Annotated in this window: 15 protein-coding genes; 5 read left to right on the forward strand and 10 right to left on the reverse strand. The window is 65.4% G+C overall.

Annotated elements, in window-relative coordinates:
• Positions 1-2: 2 nt before the first annotated feature.
• The 5 genes from QCE64_RS20785 to QCE64_RS20805 form a co-directional block, all read right to left on the reverse strand.
• A complete protein-coding gene (locus tag QCE64_RS20785) occupies positions 3-881 on the reverse strand; it encodes an isocitrate lyase/PEP mutase family protein (RefSeq protein WP_309818230.1) in 879 nt (292 codons plus the stop codon).
• A 34-nt stretch (positions 882-915) separates the two neighbouring features.
• Positions 916-2,343, reverse strand: coding sequence for an MFS transporter (locus tag QCE64_RS20790; protein WP_310005985.1), 1,428 nt, complete (start codon positions 2,341-2,343; stop codon positions 916-918).
• Positions 2,344-2,426: 83 nt separating this feature from the next.
• Positions 2,427-3,113 carry a GntR family transcriptional regulator gene (locus QCE64_RS20795; RefSeq protein WP_310005987.1) on the reverse strand — a complete coding sequence of 229 codons (687 nt, stop codon included), beginning with the start codon at positions 3,111-3,113 and terminating at the stop codon, positions 2,427-2,429.
• A 105-nt stretch (positions 3,114-3,218) separates the two neighbouring features.
• On the reverse strand, positions 3,219-4,034 hold the full coding sequence (locus QCE64_RS20800; protein ID WP_310005990.1) for a cytochrome c: 816 nt from the start codon (positions 4,032-4,034) through the stop codon (positions 3,219-3,221).
• Between the two features lie 10 nt (positions 4,035-4,044).
• On the reverse strand, positions 4,045-4,827 hold the full coding sequence (locus QCE64_RS20805) for an IclR family transcriptional regulator (RefSeq protein WP_309923114.1): 783 nt from the start codon (positions 4,825-4,827) through the stop codon (positions 4,045-4,047).
• A gap of 191 nt (positions 4,828-5,018) precedes the next feature.
• Between QCE64_RS20805 and QCE64_RS20810 the strand changes: the two genes are divergently transcribed.
• Together QCE64_RS20810 and QCE64_RS20815 are read left to right on the forward strand one after the other, a co-directional pair.
• Positions 5,019-6,344, forward strand: coding sequence for an MFS transporter (locus QCE64_RS20810; protein ID WP_309923117.1), 1,326 nt, complete (start codon positions 5,019-5,021; stop codon positions 6,342-6,344).
• A gap of 13 nt (positions 6,345-6,357) precedes the next feature.
• Positions 6,358-6,804, forward strand: a complete 447-nt coding sequence (locus QCE64_RS20815; protein WP_309923118.1) for a type II 3-dehydroquinate dehydratase — start codon at positions 6,358-6,360, stop codon at positions 6,802-6,804.
• Here QCE64_RS20815 and QCE64_RS20820 read toward each other — a convergent pair.
• From QCE64_RS20820 to QCE64_RS20830, 3 genes are all read right to left on the reverse strand, one after another.
• Positions 6,801-8,405 carry an acyl-CoA synthetase gene (locus QCE64_RS20820; protein ID WP_310005991.1) on the reverse strand — a complete coding sequence of 535 codons (1,605 nt, stop codon included), beginning with the start codon at positions 8,403-8,405 and terminating at the stop codon, positions 6,801-6,803. The genes QCE64_RS20815 and QCE64_RS20820 overlap by 4 nt on opposite strands.
• A 63-nt stretch (positions 8,406-8,468) precedes the next feature.
• Positions 8,469-10,025: an MFS transporter gene (locus tag QCE64_RS20825; protein WP_310005993.1), complete on the reverse strand. Its 1,557-nt coding sequence runs from the start codon at positions 10,023-10,025 to the stop codon at positions 8,469-8,471.
• Entirely contained in the window at positions 10,022-10,525 is a 504-nt protein-coding gene (locus tag QCE64_RS20830; RefSeq protein ID WP_309923124.1) for a MerR family transcriptional regulator, read from the reverse strand. The genes QCE64_RS20825 and QCE64_RS20830 overlap by 4 nt, the downstream gene beginning before the upstream one ends.
• Positions 10,526-10,738: 213 nt before the next feature.
• Here QCE64_RS20830 and pssA point away from each other — a divergent pair, with 213 nt between their 5' ends.
• The gene (gene pssA / locus QCE64_RS20835) at positions 10,739-11,347 is read left to right on the forward strand and encodes a CDP-diacylglycerol--serine O-phosphatidyltransferase (RefSeq protein ID WP_309818240.1); all 609 of its coding nucleotides are present in this window, start codon (positions 10,739-10,741) and stop codon (positions 11,345-11,347) included.
• A gap of 17 nt (positions 11,348-11,364) precedes the next feature.
• Here the strand turns inward: pssA and QCE64_RS20840 are convergent, their stop codons facing one another.
• A complete protein-coding gene (locus QCE64_RS20840; RefSeq protein WP_310005995.1) occupies positions 11,365-12,576 on the reverse strand; it encodes an MFS transporter in 1,212 nt (403 codons plus the stop codon).
• Positions 12,577-12,738: 162 nt separating this feature from the next.
• On the opposite strand from QCE64_RS20840, the gene QCE64_RS20845 reads away from it, so the two are divergent.
• Entirely contained in the window at positions 12,739-13,659 is a 921-nt protein-coding gene (locus QCE64_RS20845) for a LysR family transcriptional regulator (RefSeq protein ID WP_310005996.1), read from the forward strand.
• Positions 13,660-13,812: 153 nt separating this feature from the next.
• On the opposite strand, the gene QCE64_RS20850 is transcribed toward QCE64_RS20845, so the two are convergent.
• Positions 13,813-15,369, reverse strand: coding sequence for a diguanylate cyclase domain-containing protein (locus tag QCE64_RS20850; RefSeq protein WP_310005999.1), 1,557 nt, complete (start codon positions 15,367-15,369; stop codon positions 13,813-13,815).
• A gap of 344 nt (positions 15,370-15,713) precedes the next feature.
• Between QCE64_RS20850 and QCE64_RS20855 the strand changes: the two genes are divergently transcribed.
• The gene (locus tag QCE64_RS20855) at positions 15,714-17,132 is read left to right on the forward strand and encodes an MFS transporter (protein ID WP_309923133.1); all 1,419 of its coding nucleotides are present in this window, start codon (positions 15,714-15,716) and stop codon (positions 17,130-17,132) included.
• Positions 17,133-17,145 lie beyond the last annotated feature (13 nt).

Here is a 17,145-nt window from a genome sequence, read left to right on the forward strand (position 1 = left end):
CCTCAATCCGCGTGTGCGCGATCGAAAGCCCAGACATCCGGGAAGCCCATCAGTTCGCACATCGCGGAGAACGGATACATCGCGTCCGCTGCGCTCTCCGTGTTCTTGCGGGCGAGGATCTGTCCGTACGCGTCCTTGAGCGCCTTCGCGGCGGTCAGGAAGCCCGTCGCCGGATAGATCGCCAGTGTGAAGCCGAGTTTCTGGAACTCGTCGGGCGCAAGCTGCGGCGTGCGTCCGCCTTCCACCACGTTCACCAGCAGCGGCTGGTCGAAGCTGCGGCCAATCTTCTCCAGTTCCTCGACGCTCTCCGGCGATTCGATGAACAGCACGTCCGCGCCCGCCTTCGCGAATGCTTCGGCACGGCGCAGCGCTTCATCGAGACCGAGCGAGGTGCGCGCATCGGTACGCGCGATGATCTGGAAGTTGCTGTCGCTGCGGCTTTCCGCGGCGACCTTGATCTTGCGCACCATGTCTTCCAGCGGAATCACGCGACGGCCCGGCGTGTGGCCGCACTTCTTCGGAAACTCCTGGTCTTCCAACTGAATGCCCGCCGCGCCCGCCTGCTCATAGCCGCGCACCGTATGCGCGACGTTGAGCAGGCCGCCGTAGCCGGTGTCGCCGTCGCAGATCATCGGCGTATTCGTGCCGCCGCAGAAGGCCGCGACGCGGTTGACCATGTCGGTGTAGGTGGCGAGGCCCGCGTCCGGCAGGCCGAGGTACGACGCCACCGTGCCGAAGCCGGTCATGTACAGGCATTCGAAGCCCATGGAATCGGCCATCTTCGCGGAGATCATGTCGAAGATGCCCGGCGCGGTGACGAGGTCCTTGCGCGCGAAACGCGCTTTCAGCGCCTGGCGCTTGCTTTCGTGTGTGACGCTCATGAGGTCTTCCTTTCGTGACGATGTAAAGTAAGGATCAGCGCTGCGATTCGTGCGAAAGCGGCGAGCGGGCAAGCGGGTCGCCAGGTTCGAGCGACGGCGCGATGTCTTCCAGCGAGCGCCGGTTCGTCTCGATGCCGAATACCGCCAGCACGACGGTCATCACGACCAGCGTGCCGATGATCATCGACAGCACGTCCTTGACGCCGCCCGCCGTGTACATCACGACGACGAGCTGCGGCGCGAAGATGCCCGTGATGCGTCCCGCGCAGCCCGCGATGCCGTTGGCGCGCATGCGGTTCTCGGTCGCGAACAGTTCGGGAATATACGTGGCGATGCCGAGCGCAACGAGCAGATAGGTGAGCGTGAACAGCAGGAAGCCGAGCAGCGTCGCCATCTCGACGCCGGTCGAATGTCCGTACAGCCAGCCGACCACCGCCGCCAGCGCCGAGACCACGATGAGCCCGTTCCTGCGGCCGATGCGGTCGGCGAGGAACACGCCGAGCAGCGCGCCCGCCGGTCCGCCGAGCGCCATCAGCGACGAATAGCCCAGCGACGACGCCATGCCGATGCCCTGTTTCATCAGGAAGGTCGGCACCCAGACGATAAAGCCGTAGATGACCATGTTGACCGCCACCTGTACGACGATGGACACGAAGGTGCGGCGAATCTGCGCCGGCCCGAAGAGTTCGAGCAGCGTGGTCTTGCGCGTGACGGTGCGGGGCACGTCGGCGATGGGCGGCAGCGGCGCGGCGCGCGACGACTCTTCCTCGGCGGCGCGCAGGATCGCTTCGGCTTCTTCGTAGCGGCCTTTCGATTCGAGCCAGCGCGGCGATTCCGGCATTTTCTTGCGGATCACCCACACGATCATCGCGCCAACGCCGACCATGGCGAACATCGCGCGCCAGCCAATCGACGGAATGATCAGGTAGCCGAGGAAGGTCGAGAAGAACAGCGCGGAATTCGTCATCAGCGACAGCATCGCCGACCACTTGCCGCGCACGGCGGGCGGCATGAATTCGCCGATCGAGCCATAGCCGACCACGATCTCCGCGCCCAGCCCGAGCCCCATGAAGAAGCGGCACACGATGAGCCACGTCATGTTCGGCGCGAAGGCGCCCGCAATCGAGGCCAGCCCGAAGACCGCGAGATTGAACTGATACGTGAACTTGCGGCCCTTCGCGTCGCCGAGCACGCCGGCCGCGAAGGCGCCGAGCAGCATGCCGATGAAGGTCGACGAGAGAAACGCGGCGTTCAGCTGCAGGTTCGACCAGCCCGTCTTGGTGAGCGCGCCGAGCACGCCGCCTGCGAGATAGACGTCGAACGAATCGAGAAACATGCCCGCGCCGATCAGCCATAGCACGCGCTTGTGAAAGCCGGAAATCGGCAGCCGGTCCAGACGCGGACCGGCATTGACGGTGCTGACGGTGGTGTCAGCGGTGGTGGTGCCTTCGGCGCCCGGCATGTCGTGTCTCCTCTGTCGTCCAAGCGACTTTTTCAACGACGGTTCATCAATGCTGTTGCTGCTCGACGGTCATGCGCGACGCGTCATGCGGATGCCGCATGCTCCCTGTCGTAACGGTCGAGCACCGCCTTTTCGGCGGCAAGAATATGGCAGCGCGTGATGGCTTCCGCCCACGCGACGTTGCGTTGTTCGAGCGCCATGACGATTTCGAAATGCTGGCGCGCGCTGCGTTCGCGGTCCACGTCGCTATAGGTGTCGAAGGTCCACTTGATGAGCGGCGTTTCCTTCATCGACTTGAGCGAGCGGTCGAGCCGCGCATTGTTGGCGGCCGCCGTGATGATGGCGTGGAACTCGCCGTTGGCGGCGAACCAGGCCTCGCAGGATTCGGGCGTGGATGGATGCTGCGTGATGGCGAACATCGCGTCGGCCAGCGTTTTCAGATGCACGATGTCCGGCGCACCGATCCCAAGCGCCGCGCGGCCCGTGAGATACGGCTCGACCAGCAGGCGCGCTTCAAAGATCTCGCGCGCATCCTGCAGCGTCCACGCCTTGACCCGTACGCCGTAGTTCGGGCGGGTTTCGACCCAGCCTTCGGCGTCGAGGCGGCGCAGCGCCTCGCGCACCGGTGTGCGGCTCACGCCGAGGCTGCGGGCAAGTTGCTCCTCGCGCAGATACTGGCCCGCGCCGTACTGGCCGCCGGCGAGCGCCTCCTTGATCGCGAGATAGACGTCGTCGGCCGAGCGCGCGGGTTCCGGCGAAGTTGTATGCAAAACTTGCTGAGATTCGGCCACATGACACCTTTTTCACGCGTTCGACGGGATCATTGTATGCAAAGTGAGCCGGTTGAACCGTGGGGGATTTCCCGCAGTGCCTGCTTACTTCCGGTGTTTTGCCATGTAGCCGAGATAGGCAACGAGGGCGTCGAGATCGCTGTCGCTGATGGCGTTCTGGTCGAAGGCGGGCATTTTCATGTCCTGCCACGCGCGGATCGACTTCGGATTGCGGATGAAGGATTGCAACACCCACGGCTGGAAATATTCGGTGGGGTTGTGCGGGAGATTGAGATCGGGGCCCATCGAGGCATCGCCGGCGCCGTTCATCTTGTGGCACACGATGCATTGCGTCACGAACACGGCCTGGCCGCGCCGGATGGGCGAATTTGCCGGCACGCTTCGATCGACCGCGAGTTGCGGCCAACGCGCGGCGAGCGTCGGCGCGACGCGGATCGAATCGACCTTGTAGGGCCATTGCTCGCTCGACACACCCGACAACGCCGGATCCAGCCACACGACATAGAACGGACCGATGTCGCCGCCTTCGGCCAGGCGCGGCCAGGGCGCGTCCGGCGTCTCGATGGCGAGCCAGGGTTCCGCGCGCTTGCCGGGCTGGCCGAACAGCAGTTGCGGAGAAAGATGTGTGACGAAGCCGTCGCTGGCGGTGATCTGGAGTTCCTGTTCCGCAGGCAGCGCGTTGACGCCGAGCAGCGCGCGCAAGGGCACGGCCCGATAGGTCATCGTGCGATGAAAGACGACGTCGTTCGGAACGTGGATGGTGGCGGCGTCGGGACGCGCGAGCAACTGCTCGGTCGTGAGCGAGCGCTCACCGCCGACGTTGATCGCCAGGCTCGCCGCCCACGATGCGGCACTGAAGCCCATCAGGCTCGCTAGAACGAGGACACGGCGCAGGTTCATCGCATGTCCTTCAGCGCGTGTTGCTGAACAGCGGCGAGGCGAGACTGGCCGCCGCCAGTTCGTTCGCTGCGGCGAGCAAGGTGGGGCCGAGCGTGGCCATGCGTTTCTCGGTGAGCCGGATCAGCGGCCCCGCGATGCTGATGACGCCGATCGCCCGATGGCCGCGCCGCTGCACCGGCGCGGCCATTGCCGTCATGCCCGGCGCGAAGACCTCGTTGATGGTCGCGTAGCCGCGCGTGCGGGCCGCATGCACGAATTCGAGCAGGCCGGTCACGGTGGTCGGGGCGCGCGGGCCGTACTGCTTCGGCGTGCCGAAGCCCTGGCGCGACACGAGTTCGAGCGCGCGTTCGTCGCTCATCGTCATCATCCAGGCGTGGCCGGTCGCGCTGCACGAGAGGATGGTGTCCATGCCCATGTCCGGGTCGTAGCGCAGGCCCTTGAGCGCGCCTTGCGCCTTCGCGACCCACGTGAGGCGGTCGCCGTCCACGATGGCCAGCCGCACCAGTTCACCCGATTGTTCGGCGAGGCGATCGAGCATGCTCTGCGCGATATCGACGATGCCGGACGTCGCCAGATAGCTCAGCCCGAGACCGACGAGCCGCGTGGTGAGCACGTAGTCGCCGTGCTCGCGCAGCTGGCGGACATAGCCGCATTGCTTCAGATCCACCAGCAGCCGATGACACGCGCTGCGCGGAATTTCGAGCTGGTCGGAGATCATCGCGAGCGGTGTGCCTTCCATTTGCGTCGCGAGAAATTCGAGGACCGCCATGGTTCTTTCGGTGACGCCGGGCATTGCTTCCTCTTGCTGGGTCATGCTTTGAAGAGCCGCATGATTGCATATGGCGGGATGAAATTCCACCCTGGAACGATGTCCCAGCGCTGCTGATAATCTGTGCGCCATGCCGGATTTCACGGCGATAAATGGAGAGGAGACACACACCTATGCAAGCCGCGACTCAACCGCCAACACCAGCGCATCAGTCGATGCGTACACGCGCCGTCACGGCCGCCGCCATCGGCACGGCGCTCGAATGGTTCGACTTCACACTGTACGGCGCACTGGCCGCGACCGTCTTGCCGAAGCTGTTCTTTCCGTCGATGGACGCGACCTCCGCGCTGCTCGCCTCGCTCGCGACGTTCGGCGTCGGGCTCGCGGCGCGTCCGCTCGGCGCGATCATCTGCGGACACCTGGGCGACAAGCTCGGCCGCCGCAATCTGATGCTCGGCACTGTTACGGTGATGGGCCTTGCGTCGATGCTGATGGGCTTCCTGCCGACCTACGCGAGCATCGGCGTATGGGCGCCGCTGTTGCTGGTGATTCTGCGTATTTTGCAAGGCTTCGCGCTCGGCGGCGAATCGACCGGCGCGCAACTGATGGCGATCGAACACGCCAGTCCGGATGCACGCGGCAAGTACTCGGGCCTGCTCGGCCTGTGCTCGCCGCTGAGTCAGATCATGGCGAACGGCGTGCTGCTCGGCCTGTCATCGACGATGTCGGCGGAGGCCTTCGACAGCTACGGCTGGCGCATTCCGTTCATCCTGAGCTTCGTGCTGGTGGTGGTCGGCGTGTATATCCGGCTGCGCGTGGCGGAGACGCCTGCGTTCGTGGCGCTCTCGAAGACCGACGTGGCGGACGTCGGCAGCCCGTTGCGCGATGCCTTGCGCCTGCACTGGCGCACCGTGTTGCGCTGGATGCTGTTCTTCTGCGGGCCGGCGGCGATCTTCTATCTGATCGTCGTGTTCTCGCTGAGCTATGTGACCAAGACGCTCGGCGTGCCGAAGCAGACCGGCTTCCTGCTGCTGATGGGCGCGAACGTCTGCGCGATCGTCGGAGCGCTCGCGGGCGGCATGCTGAGCGACCGGATCGGCAGGCGGCGTGCGCTGGCCATCGGCTCGACGGCCACGCTGCTGATGCTGTTCGTGTATTTCCAGATTCTCGACACGAAGAGCTTCCTGCCGATGCTGCTCGCCATGGGCTTCTTCCTCGGCTTCACGCAGTTCCAGAGCGGCATCCAGCCGGTGGCCTTCGCCGAAGCCTTTCCGACCAACGTGCGTTATTCGGGCTCCGCGCTGGCTTACACGGGCGCGAATCTCGTTGCCGGCGGCCCGATGCCCGTGCTCGCGGTGTGGCTCTTCGCGGTCTGCAACGGCTCGCCCTGGGGCGTGGTGGCGGTGTGCGTCGTGTTCAACCTGATTTCGCTCGCGATGATCCTGACCGCGCCGGAAACGCTGGGCATCGACATGAACCGTACCGACTCCGCGGCGGAAGTCGCGGGTGCGTCCTCGCCTTCTTCCCTGCAATCACACTGAACTGACGAAGCTGATGAATCCCACTGTCCATGTCCTGAACGGCTCGAACCTGAACATGCTCGGCAAGCGCGAGCCGCATCTCTACGGCACCACGACGCTCGCGCAAGTGCAGGCGCGCACCGAAGCGCTCGCGGGTGAACTCGGTCTTGTCTGCGAGTTTCGCCAGACCAATCACGAAGGCGTCATGGTGGACTGGCTGCAGGAAGCCTTCGAGAAGGACGCCGCCGTGATCATCAATCCGGCCGGCTTCTCCTTCTCGTCGATTCCCGTGCTCGATGCCATCAAGCTCATCCGCAAGCCCGTGATCGAAGTGCACATCACGAATATCCATCAGCGCGACGAGCAGTATCGGCATTCGCTTGTTTCGCTGGCGGCGCGCGGGGTGATCTGCGGGTTGGGGCCGCAGGGGTATCTGCTTGCGTTAAGGGCGGTTGCGGAGATGTTGCGGGAAGCCGCTTAGCCTTCGCCCGCCGTGAACTGCGCCCGCAACGACTTGCGGATGATCTTTCCTGTCGCGGTCATCGGCAGTTCGGCGGCGAAGCGCACTTCACGCGGATATTCATGCGCGGCGAGCCGCGTGCGCACGTGGTCCTGCAATTCGCGCACGAGTGCTTCGCCGGGTTCGAAGCCCTCGTTGAGCACGACCACCGCGCACACGATCTCCGTGCGCCGCGCATCCGGCACGCCGATGACCGCCGCAAAGCGCACCGCCGGATGCCGGATCAGACAATCCTCGATCGGTCCCGGCCCGATGCGATAACCGGCGCTCGTGATGACGTCGTCGTCGCGGCCGAGGAAGCGGAAGAAGCCGTCTTCGAGGGTGCCGAGATCGCCGGTCAGCAGGAACTCGCCGCGAAACTTCTGCGCGGTCGCGGCTTCGTCCTGCCAGTAGCCGAGGAACATCACCGGATCCGGCCTCTCAATGGCGATATGACCCGGCGTGCCGTCGGGCACCGGTACGCCGTGATCATCGACCACGGCCACGCGATGCCCCGGCACCGCCCGGCCAATCGCGCCGCTGCGCGGCTCGAACCAGCGCGCGCACGATGACAGCACCATGTTGCATTCGGTCTGTCCATAGAACTCGTTGATGGTGACGCCGAGCATCGCGCGTCCCCACGACAGCAGTTCCTCGCCAAGCGATTCCCCGCCGCTCGCCACCGAACGCAGCGCCAGACCGTCAGGCTTCGCACCGGGCGTCGCGCGCATCATCTTCAGCGCGGTAGGCGGCAGGAAGGTATGGCTCACCTGATGCCGCGCGAGCAGGTCATACGCGGCGGCGCCGTCGAACTTGTCGAAGCGGCGCGCCAGTACCGGCACGCCGTGATGCCACGAAGGCATCAGCACGTCGAACAGACCGCCGATCCATGCCCAGTCGGCGGGCGTCCAGAACAACGTGGCGTCGAGGGGAAAGCATTGCTGCGACATCTCCACGCCCGGCAGATGGCCCGGCAAGATGCGATGCCCGTGCAGCGCGCCCTTCGGCTTGCCGGTCGTGCCGGAGGTATAGATGATGACGGCGGGATCGTCGGCGGCGGTATCGACCAAAGCCGGTTCATCGGATGCGGCCTCGATCGCCGGCCAGAAGTCCGATTCGGCACAGAACACATGATGCAGATCAGGCAAGGCGGCGCGGATCTGCGCAATCTTCGCGGCGCCTTCGGCATCCGTGATGACGGCCTTCGCGCCCGAATGCCCGAGGCGGAATTCAATGGCGTCCATGCCGAACAGCGCGAACAGCGGCACGGCGATGCAGCCCATCCGGTACGCCGCGAGATGCGCAATGGCAGCTTCCACCGACTGCCGCACGAAGATGGCGACGCGGTCGCCGCGTTCGACGCCCCGCGCCTTCATCGCGTTGGCGAAGCGGTTGGAAAGACGCTTGAGGTCATCGAAGCTATAGCGCTGCTGCGAGTGATCAGCGGCTTCGACGATCAGCGCCAGGCGGCCGGAGCCGTCCGCCCATTTGTCGCAGACGTCCTGCGCGATGTTGTAGCGCGCGGGGATGCGCCATTCGAACTGCGCTGCGACGGCTTCGTACGAGTCACCAGACGGGAGCATGGGGCGAGGGCAGGAAGTTGATCGTGCGGACATCATACTTCGGTGCCCTGCGCGGCAACCGGTTCAGTCGATACGTTTCTGCCAGGCCGCCACCGCCCCGGCGACGAGCGCGACGCCGATCAGATAGTAGAAGCCATCGAGCGAACTCAGGAAGTTGGCTTGCTGCGCAACGAGGCGGCTGATCTCGCCCAGCGCGAGACTGCTGGCCTCGGACGCACTGTGCCCGCTGTTCAGGAAGCCGCCGAGCAGGCTTCGATAGGCATTCTCGAAGACCGGGTTGTACGGATTGATCGTTTCGACAAGCCGCGTCTGATGCAGCGCCACGCGATGTTGTTCGAGAATGATGATGGTCGCGGTGGAGAACGAGTAGGTCAGCTGCTTGACAATGTTCTTGAAGCGATAGCTGTGGCTGTATTCCTCGATCGCGAAGACGCGGAAGGTGAGATTCGCGACCGGCAGCGCGATGAAGAGCAGCAGCATGCCGCGCAGGATCATCGGGGCGATGAGCCAGCCCATGCTGACGTCGGGCGGCAGGCTGACCATCCACGCGCCGATGAACGCGGCCATCAGGAAGCCGGTCATGATGAGCCACTTCTTGTGCTTGATGCGCGCGGAATAGCGAAAGTAGATTACGGCCATGCCGAGCGACACCATCGAGGTCAGTCCGACTAGCCGCCCCGCGTTCTCCACCGGATAACGCAGCCCGCCTTCCAGCAGACGCGAGACGAGGAAGCTCATCGCGTTGTTGATGTAGTAGAACCCGATGTACAGCACGATGCCCACTTGAAACGTCTTCTCGCGCAAGGCCTGAAGGCGCAGCAGCGGACGCGGATGATGCCACTGATGCCAGACGAACCAGCCGAGCGCGAGCACGCCGGAGGCCGTCAGCACGATGAGTTCGGGCGAGCCGCTGAACAACTCGAAGCGCACTTGCTGCATGACGATCTGCAACGCGCCCTGCGCGAACGCGAAGATGATGTAAGGCCAGAAATGGGTGTCGCCGCGTTCTTCGGGCTGTACGCGGCCGGTCGAAGGCACGGCGAGGAAAGCGAGCAGCGCGAGCGTGGCGCCGCCGATTGCCGTGCAGGTGAACAGCGCGCGCCAGCCGAGCCACGCGACGAGATAGCCGCCGCACAGCGGCGCGAGCGCGGTGCCGAGCAGGATCATGTTGAGGAAACGGCGCGTCGCGGGCGGGCGCAGTTGCGGCGTGAAGCGCGTCTGGATCAGGATGCGCGCGGCGCTCATCATCGGGCCGATGAAATAACCCTGGAAGCCGCGCACGAGCGCCAGTTCGAGCGCGGACTCGGCGAACGTGGCCGCGACCGCGCCCGCTGCGAACAGCAGCAGACAGCCGGCGATGTATCGACGGTTGCCGATCCGTTCGATCCACCATTGCTGCTGCAGGATGCCGAGCACCGACGCGACCGCATACGCGCTGGAGGCCCAGACGAGTTCATCGGACGAAGCGTTGATGCCGCCCGCGATGGTGCTCGTGAAGAACGAGAAGACGGCGTTGTCGAAGTAGTCGAGGCCCGTTGCCAGCGCAATGGCCCACGCGAAGGAATCCGTCCGCAGCCTCTCCGCGATCCTTCCCGGCAAGCCGAACGATGCCGAGCTCATGCGTCATCGTCTCCCGCGCTCGCGGGTTTGCGCGGCTTGCGCGCGGCCAGCCGCTCCTGCAACAGCGCTTCCTTGCTTTCGCCCGCGATGCGCCGCCGCAGGTAGTCGAGGTCGTCGGCGAGATCCTTGCGCACCGCCTGCGCTTCCTTCAACTCGCGCCGCACGCCCGCGATGCGCGCGTCCACCGCTTCGATCTGCTGCGACAGCGCCTGCTCGATCTCGCGCAGCGATGCGCTCGAATAACCGGTACGGCCTTCGCCGAGCGTTTCCATCGGCCGCTTGAGCATCTCGACGATGCCCTGCAACGAGAAGCCGAGTGAACGCAGCCGCAGGATGCGCGCGAAGCGTTCCAGATCCTCTTCGCTGTACAGCCGGTAACGTCCTTCACTGCGGCTCGGCGTGACGAGCCCGCGTTCCTCGTAGTACTTGAGCGTGCGCGGGGTGACTTGCAGGCGTTCGGCGGCGTCGCGGATGGTGAGGAGCGCGGAGGGCGTGGACATGACGAATGACAGGAAACGATGCGTCGCAGTATAACGCAAACCTGTACGTTCACGTACAGGTTTGCCGGGCATGGGGCATGCTCGCCTTCGATCAATCGTTGAACGGGAACGCAGTGATAGACTCCAACGGCCTTTCACCGGGCCACGCGGCGCCTGCATCGGACACTGCCTGAACGTCCCGCACGCCACGAACGCCACGAACAAACAATACGAATGAAACGATTCTCGATGATCCGCGATTTCCACCTGGCCGACTGGTTCACGCTGGGCAACGCGGTATGCGGTACGGGTGCGCTGTTCTCGGCGATGTCCTATCTCGACGATTCCGATGTCCTGCACATCTATCTCGCCTGCGCACTGGTGTTCGCGGCGCTCGTCTTCGACGTGCTCGACGGACGCATCGCGCGGTGGCGTCAGAAGGCGTCGCTGCTCGGCAAGGAACTGGATTCGCTCGCGGACGTGATCTCGTTCGGCGTCGCGCCGGCGATCATCGCGTATGGCTTCGGCATGCGCGGCCTGTATGACCGCGTGATCCTGGCGTATTTCGTGGCGTGCGGCGTGTCACGTCTCGCGCGCTACAACGTGACGACGGAAGAGATGTCGGGCGCCGCCGGCAAGGTCACGCATTTCGAAGGCACGCCCATTCCCACGTCCTTCCTGATCGTGCTGCTGCTGACAGTCGGAGCGGCGCTGGGCGCGATCGGCGAGAACATGTGGTTCGGCTCGGCGCGCATCGGCGGGTTCGTGCTGCATCCGCTCGTGCTGGTCTACGCCATCTCCGGTTCGCTGATGATCAGCCGCATCCGCATCCCCAAGCCCTAAACGCCCGACGGGCGGCGTCAGTGGTGCGACGCGTGATGCCGCCCGACCAGCAGGAAATGCACGAGCGCGAGCAGCGGAAACACCGTCGCGCAGACTGCGACGAGCGGCCAGCCGCCATGCTCGTAGATCTGGCTGGCGAACGCCGAGCCGGATGCCCCGCCCACGAAGATACTTGTCATGTAAACCGCGTTCAGCCGGTTGCGGCTCGCGGCATGCAGCGCATAGATCTCGCGCTGGCCGAGCACCATGTTCATCTGCACCGCGAAGTCGAGCAGGACGCCCGTCACGACCAGCGCGCCCACGCCCCACGCAGGGTGAATCAGAACCGGCAAGTACGCGAGCGCGGCCAGGATCAGCGCGGCGAAGGTGGCGCGCACGGTGTGGCCGGCATCGGCGAGACGTCCGGCGGTCGGCGCCGAGGTCGCGCCCATTGCGCCGATCAGCGCGAAGATGCCGATAGCGGTCTGCGAAAGCCCGTAATGCCGCGTGAGTTCGATGGGAATCGCGGTCCAGAACAGGCTGAACGAGGCGAACATCAGCGCCTGATACAGCGAGCGATGACGCAGCACCGGCATCGTGCGGACGAGATGGCCGAGTGAGCCGATCAACTGGAAGTAGGTTGCCTGGTGATTCGGCTGGCGGCGCGGGATCGTGAGCGCCAGGACGGTCGTGATGACGACCATCAGCACGCCGGCTCCGGCGAACATGGCGCGCCAGCCGAAGTGACCCGCGACGATGCTCGACACCGGCCGCGACAGCAGGATGCCGAGCAGCAGTCCGCTCATGATGGTGCCGACCACCTTGCCGCGCGATTCGTCCGGCGCGAGGTGCGCCGCGAGCGGAATCAGGATCTGCACCGCGACTGACGAAAAGCCGATCAGCAGCGAAATCACCAGGAACCAGCCGGGCGTGTGGGTGAACGCGGCGGCCGTCAGGCTCGCGATGGAGACGAGCGCGGTCGCGATCATCAGCTTGCGATTTTCGAGCAGATCGCCGAGCGGCACGATGAAGAAGAGGCCGAGCGCATAGCCGATCTGCGTGAGCGAGACGATCAGGCTCGCCGTGCCGCCCGCCATGTGCAGTTCGGGCGCGATGAGTTCGGTGATGGGCTGCGCGTAATACAGATTCGCGACGATGGCGCCGCAGCAGAACGCGAACAGCGCGATCAGGCCGCGCGTGAGTTCGATGTGTTTGGTGCCGTCGAGCGTGGTCGATGTGGGTGTCGACATGAGAATTCCTTGAATGGCAGAGAGCGACTATACGGTGTTGCGGCGCAACCTGCTTGGGACGCCCGCAGCTTGAAGGGAAGCGTAATCGTTGCGTCCGGGTGACGGAATCACTCTAGAATGCAAGCTTGCGTTGCGTGCGATGCAACGAAAAAAAGGCACTGAATGGACAAGCTCCAGGCACTCAATACGCTTCTCGAAGTGGCCCGCGAAGGCGGGTTTGCCAAGGCCGCGCGGCGTCTTGGGGTCGCCACGTCGTCGGTGACGCGGCTGATGGACGCGCTCGAAGCATCGCTCGGCGCCGCCTTGCTCACGCGCACGCCGCGCAAGGTGAGCCTGACCGACGCCGGCGTCGCCTATGTGGACCAGGTCGGCCGTCTGCTCGACGATCTCGCCGAAGCCGACGAAAGCGTCTTCGACAGCGGCGCTGCGCCGGTCGGCGCGTTGCGCGTCGCGGTGCCGTCCACCTTCGGGCGGCTGCGGCTGGCCGGGCATCTGGCGGCGTTCATGGCGGAGCATCCGCGCGTGGTGCTCGACCTCGTCGTCGCGGATCACTACGCCGACCTCGTGACCGAGCGTATCGACGTCGCGGTGCGCATCGGCGTGCCGGACCGAGACGGCACGCTGATCGTGCGCAAGCTTGCGGACAATCCGCGCGTCGTCGTCGCGAGCGGCGGCTATCTCCGGCAGCGTGGCACGCCAGCGTCACCCGCGCACCTTGCCGAGCATGAATGTCTGCGTTTCGCCTATGGCGGCGGCCCTCGCGCGCGGCAGGAATGGACCTTTCGTGCGAAAGGCGGTGAGACGCGCGTGGAAGTGCAGGGGCACCTGCTGTCGAACAATCTGGACATGCTGCTTCAAGCCGCGCTCGCCGGACGCGGCATCGCACTGTTGCCCGCCTGGCTCGTGGATGCCGACGTGCGCGCCGGACGGCTCGTGCGGCTGTTCGATAGCCACGAAGCGAGTCCGCACGAGAAGGCCGTGGTGATCCATGCGGCGTATCTGCCGAACCGGCGGCAGTCGAGCAAGGTCCGGGCGCTCGTGCGTTTCCTTGAGGCGCGCCTTGCCGCTCCGGACACGACCTGAACTCGCGTACCGGCTTTCTCTACATATGATTTGCCGCTGCCCGGCCGCTGCGAAAGAGGGACTTCGTCGAGCCTGAGGCCGGTCCAGTGCCCGCCGATCTCATCTGCACGGTTCAGGATCACGCCCTCCGAGCAGTGCGGCCAAGCCGCGGCGTCACAGCGAGCGATCGCGTTCCTCGAGCCCCGTGACGGCATGCACGCCGTCCTGCGATGCGATTCGGTACGTGCCTCGCGCACACGTCTTCGCTTCGAAGAGCGCGGCGTCGGCGCGCTTCAAGGCGCTCTCGAACAGCTCGCCCGGTCCGGCGAGCGCCATGCCGGCGCTCACGCCCACTTGCTCGGCGATCCCGTCCGTCAGGTCATACGGCTCCGAGAGTTCGCGCAAGATCTTCTGCACGAAGGCCTCGCCGGAGCTGCTCGCGATAAAGGTCGCGACGATCGCGAATTCGTCGCCGCCCAGCCGCGCGGCCAGTTCGCCACGCCGCATCGCATTGCGCAGGCGGTCGGCGACCTGGCGCAGCAGTTCGTCGCCGGCGTTGTGGCCGTAGGCATCGTTGATGCGCTTGAAGCCGTCCAGATCCACGTACATGACGAAGACTTTCTCGCGTCCCGCGCCGCCCGTCATCAGGCGTTCGGCGTGATCGGACAGATAGCGGCGGTTCGGCAGGCCCGTCAGCGAATCGTGATGCGCCCAGTGCAGGATCTTCGCCTCGGTCCTGCGGCGCTCCGTCACGTCCTCGATGATGATCACCGTGCTGCCGTCCGGCACCGGATTGCGGATCAGCTGGAGCTGGCGGCCATCGCCGAGCGGCAAGTCGAGCGGTGCGTGGCCGTCCTTCAGCCATTGCGCAGATCGCGTGGCGAACTCGCGGCGCAAGGTCTCGCCGAACCTCGCAATGCCCACTTGGCCGATGAAATCCGGCAACGACACGTTCAGGCGCAGCGTGTCGTCGCTCACGCCGAACAGGTCGGCCGCCCGGCGATTCGCGATGATCACCTTGCCCGCCTGATCCACCGTGCACAGGCCGTGCGGCATGTGGGCGAGCGCGGCGTCGAAGCGCGCGGCGATCTCGGCATGGCGATGTTCGGCGGTCATCATCGCGACGAGACCGCGATAGTGGCGGCGCACGACCGCGGACATTGCAGCGAGATAGAGAAAGAGCGGCGGCACCAGAATGCCGTAGCCGGCTGGCGCCAGCAGCGCGCCGATGCCGATCGGCGCTGCGCCCAGGCTGACCTGGGCGAGCGCCAGGTGCGGCGTGCCCGCATTGCGGGAGCCGATGCCGCCGAGCGAGCCGGCTGTCACCATGATCGCGAGGGCGGTCAATACGGCGTCGCCGGACGCGACGCACGCCATCGTGCCGAGACCCGGCGCGAAGCATGCCGCGAGCGCGAACGGCGCATAGCGCCGGGCCCACGGAGCGGGATGCGCCAGCGCGGTGGCGCGCAAGGCGCGATACCTGCACACGATCCCCAGGCGCACGGCGAGCAGCAGGACATCGGTGGCCAGCCAGGCAACGGTCCAGGGCGCATGGAGCCGCACGCAGGCGACGACCGCGACGAACGCGCCCGACAGCCCGGACAGCAGCAGCGGACGCACATCGACGACGAGCGTCGACAGCAGTGCCGCGCGCATGGCGGGCGTGATCGTGCCGTCCTCTGTCGCCGGGGTGGCGAGAATCGAATCGATCAGGGACGGGGTACGTTGCATACAAAGGACCGGCGCGCCGGGAAGAGGAAATGACAGCACCGGCGGTGAGAGTACCGCCGGTGCACGTAATTACGGCAGTGCCTGCAGAAATCTTGAGCGACGGCCGCCGTTCAGCCGTCGCTGGCGCATTGTGCCCGTTCCGCATGATCGTTTGACGACCGCGCGCTGCAAAACACGCGCGACGCGGGTTTTGCCTCATCGAAAGCTTCCGGTTCACGGACGATGATGGATGACGGCCGGCGGCGCGCCGGTCGGTTGCGCCGGGCGCATTGTGATATCGATGTAGAGACAACGTCGTGAAGAAGGCCCGAGAGCCGTCAGGCGATCGATAACAAGGAGACGTCATGAACACGAATTCACGCTCATCCGGCGCACCGGACGGGTCGCACGCCGAACACCGCAAGCAGACCAGGAAGGCCACGGCGAGCGGCTGGATCGGCTCGGCGCTCGAATACTACGACTTCTTCATCTATGCGCAGGCTGCGGCGCTGATCTTCCCGCAACTGTTCTTTCCGTCCGGGAATCCGAAGGTGGCGATCGTCGCGTCGCTGGCCACTTATGGCGTCGGCTATGTCGCGCGGCCCATCGGCGCCTTCGTGCTCGGCCATTTCGGCGATACCCACGGCCGCAAGACCGTACTCGTGCTGTGCATGTTCATGATGGGCTTCTCGACGATGGCCGTCGGCCTGTTGCCGACGTATCACAGTGTCGGCATGCTCGCGCCCGCGCTGCTCGTGATCCTGCGTCTGGTGCAGGGCTTCGCGGTGGCGGGCGAGATTTCCGGCGCGAGCTCGATGATTCTCGAACACTCGCCGTTCGGCCGGCGCGGCTATTTCGCGAGCTTCACGTTGCAGGGCGTGCAGGCCGGCCAGATTCTCGCCGCCGCCGTGTTCCTGCCGCTCGCGTACTACATGCCGGAGGACGCCTTCAATTCATGGGGCTGGCGCATCCCGTTCCTGCTCTCGGCGGTCGTGCTGATCGCGGGCTACATCATCCGGCGTGAAGTGCACGAAACACCGGCCTTCGAGAAGGAAGGCGAGCGGGGCGCGGTGCCGCGCTCCCCGATCGTCGATGCCTTCCGCTACAACCTCGCCGACATGATCCGCGTGGTCTGCATGGCGCTGATGAACGTGATTCCGGTGGTTGCGACCATTTTCGGCGCGGCGTATGCGGTGCAGGCGGCGTACGGCGTCGGCTTTCACAAGAGCGTGTACCTGTGGATTCCGGTGGTCGGCAACATCCTCGCCGTGATCGTCATTCCGCTGGTCGGCAATCTTTCCGACAAGATCGGGCGCAAGCCGCCGATCATCGTCGGAGCGATTGCCTCAGGGCTGCTGTCGTACCTGTATCTGTATGCCATCAGCATTCATAGCGTCGGCATGGCGATCATCGCGTCGCTGCTGATGTGGGGCGTCGTGTATCAAGGCTATAACGCGATCTTCCCGAGTTTCTATCCGGAGCTCTTTCCCACTCGCACGCGCGTGTCCGCCATGGCCATTGCGCAGAATGTCGGCACGACCATCACGGCGCTGCTGCCCGCGCTGTTCGCCACCGTCGCGCCGCCGGGATCGACCAACATCCCGCTGACCATCGGCTCGATCACGCTGGCCGTCACGATCATCTCGGCCATCGCCGCATGGAGCGCGCGGGAAACCTACCGCATTCCGCTCAGCCAGCTCGGCGAGGCCGATGCGCGGGAAGTCGAGAAGTCCGAATACGAGCGGCTGCGCGCGGAGTCGGTGGCGAATGCGCGTGCTTCGTGAGCTTTCTTTCTCA

Source organism: Caballeronia sp. LZ043 (assembly GCF_031451075.1).
GTDB lineage: Bacteria > Pseudomonadota > Gammaproteobacteria > Burkholderiales > Burkholderiaceae > Caballeronia.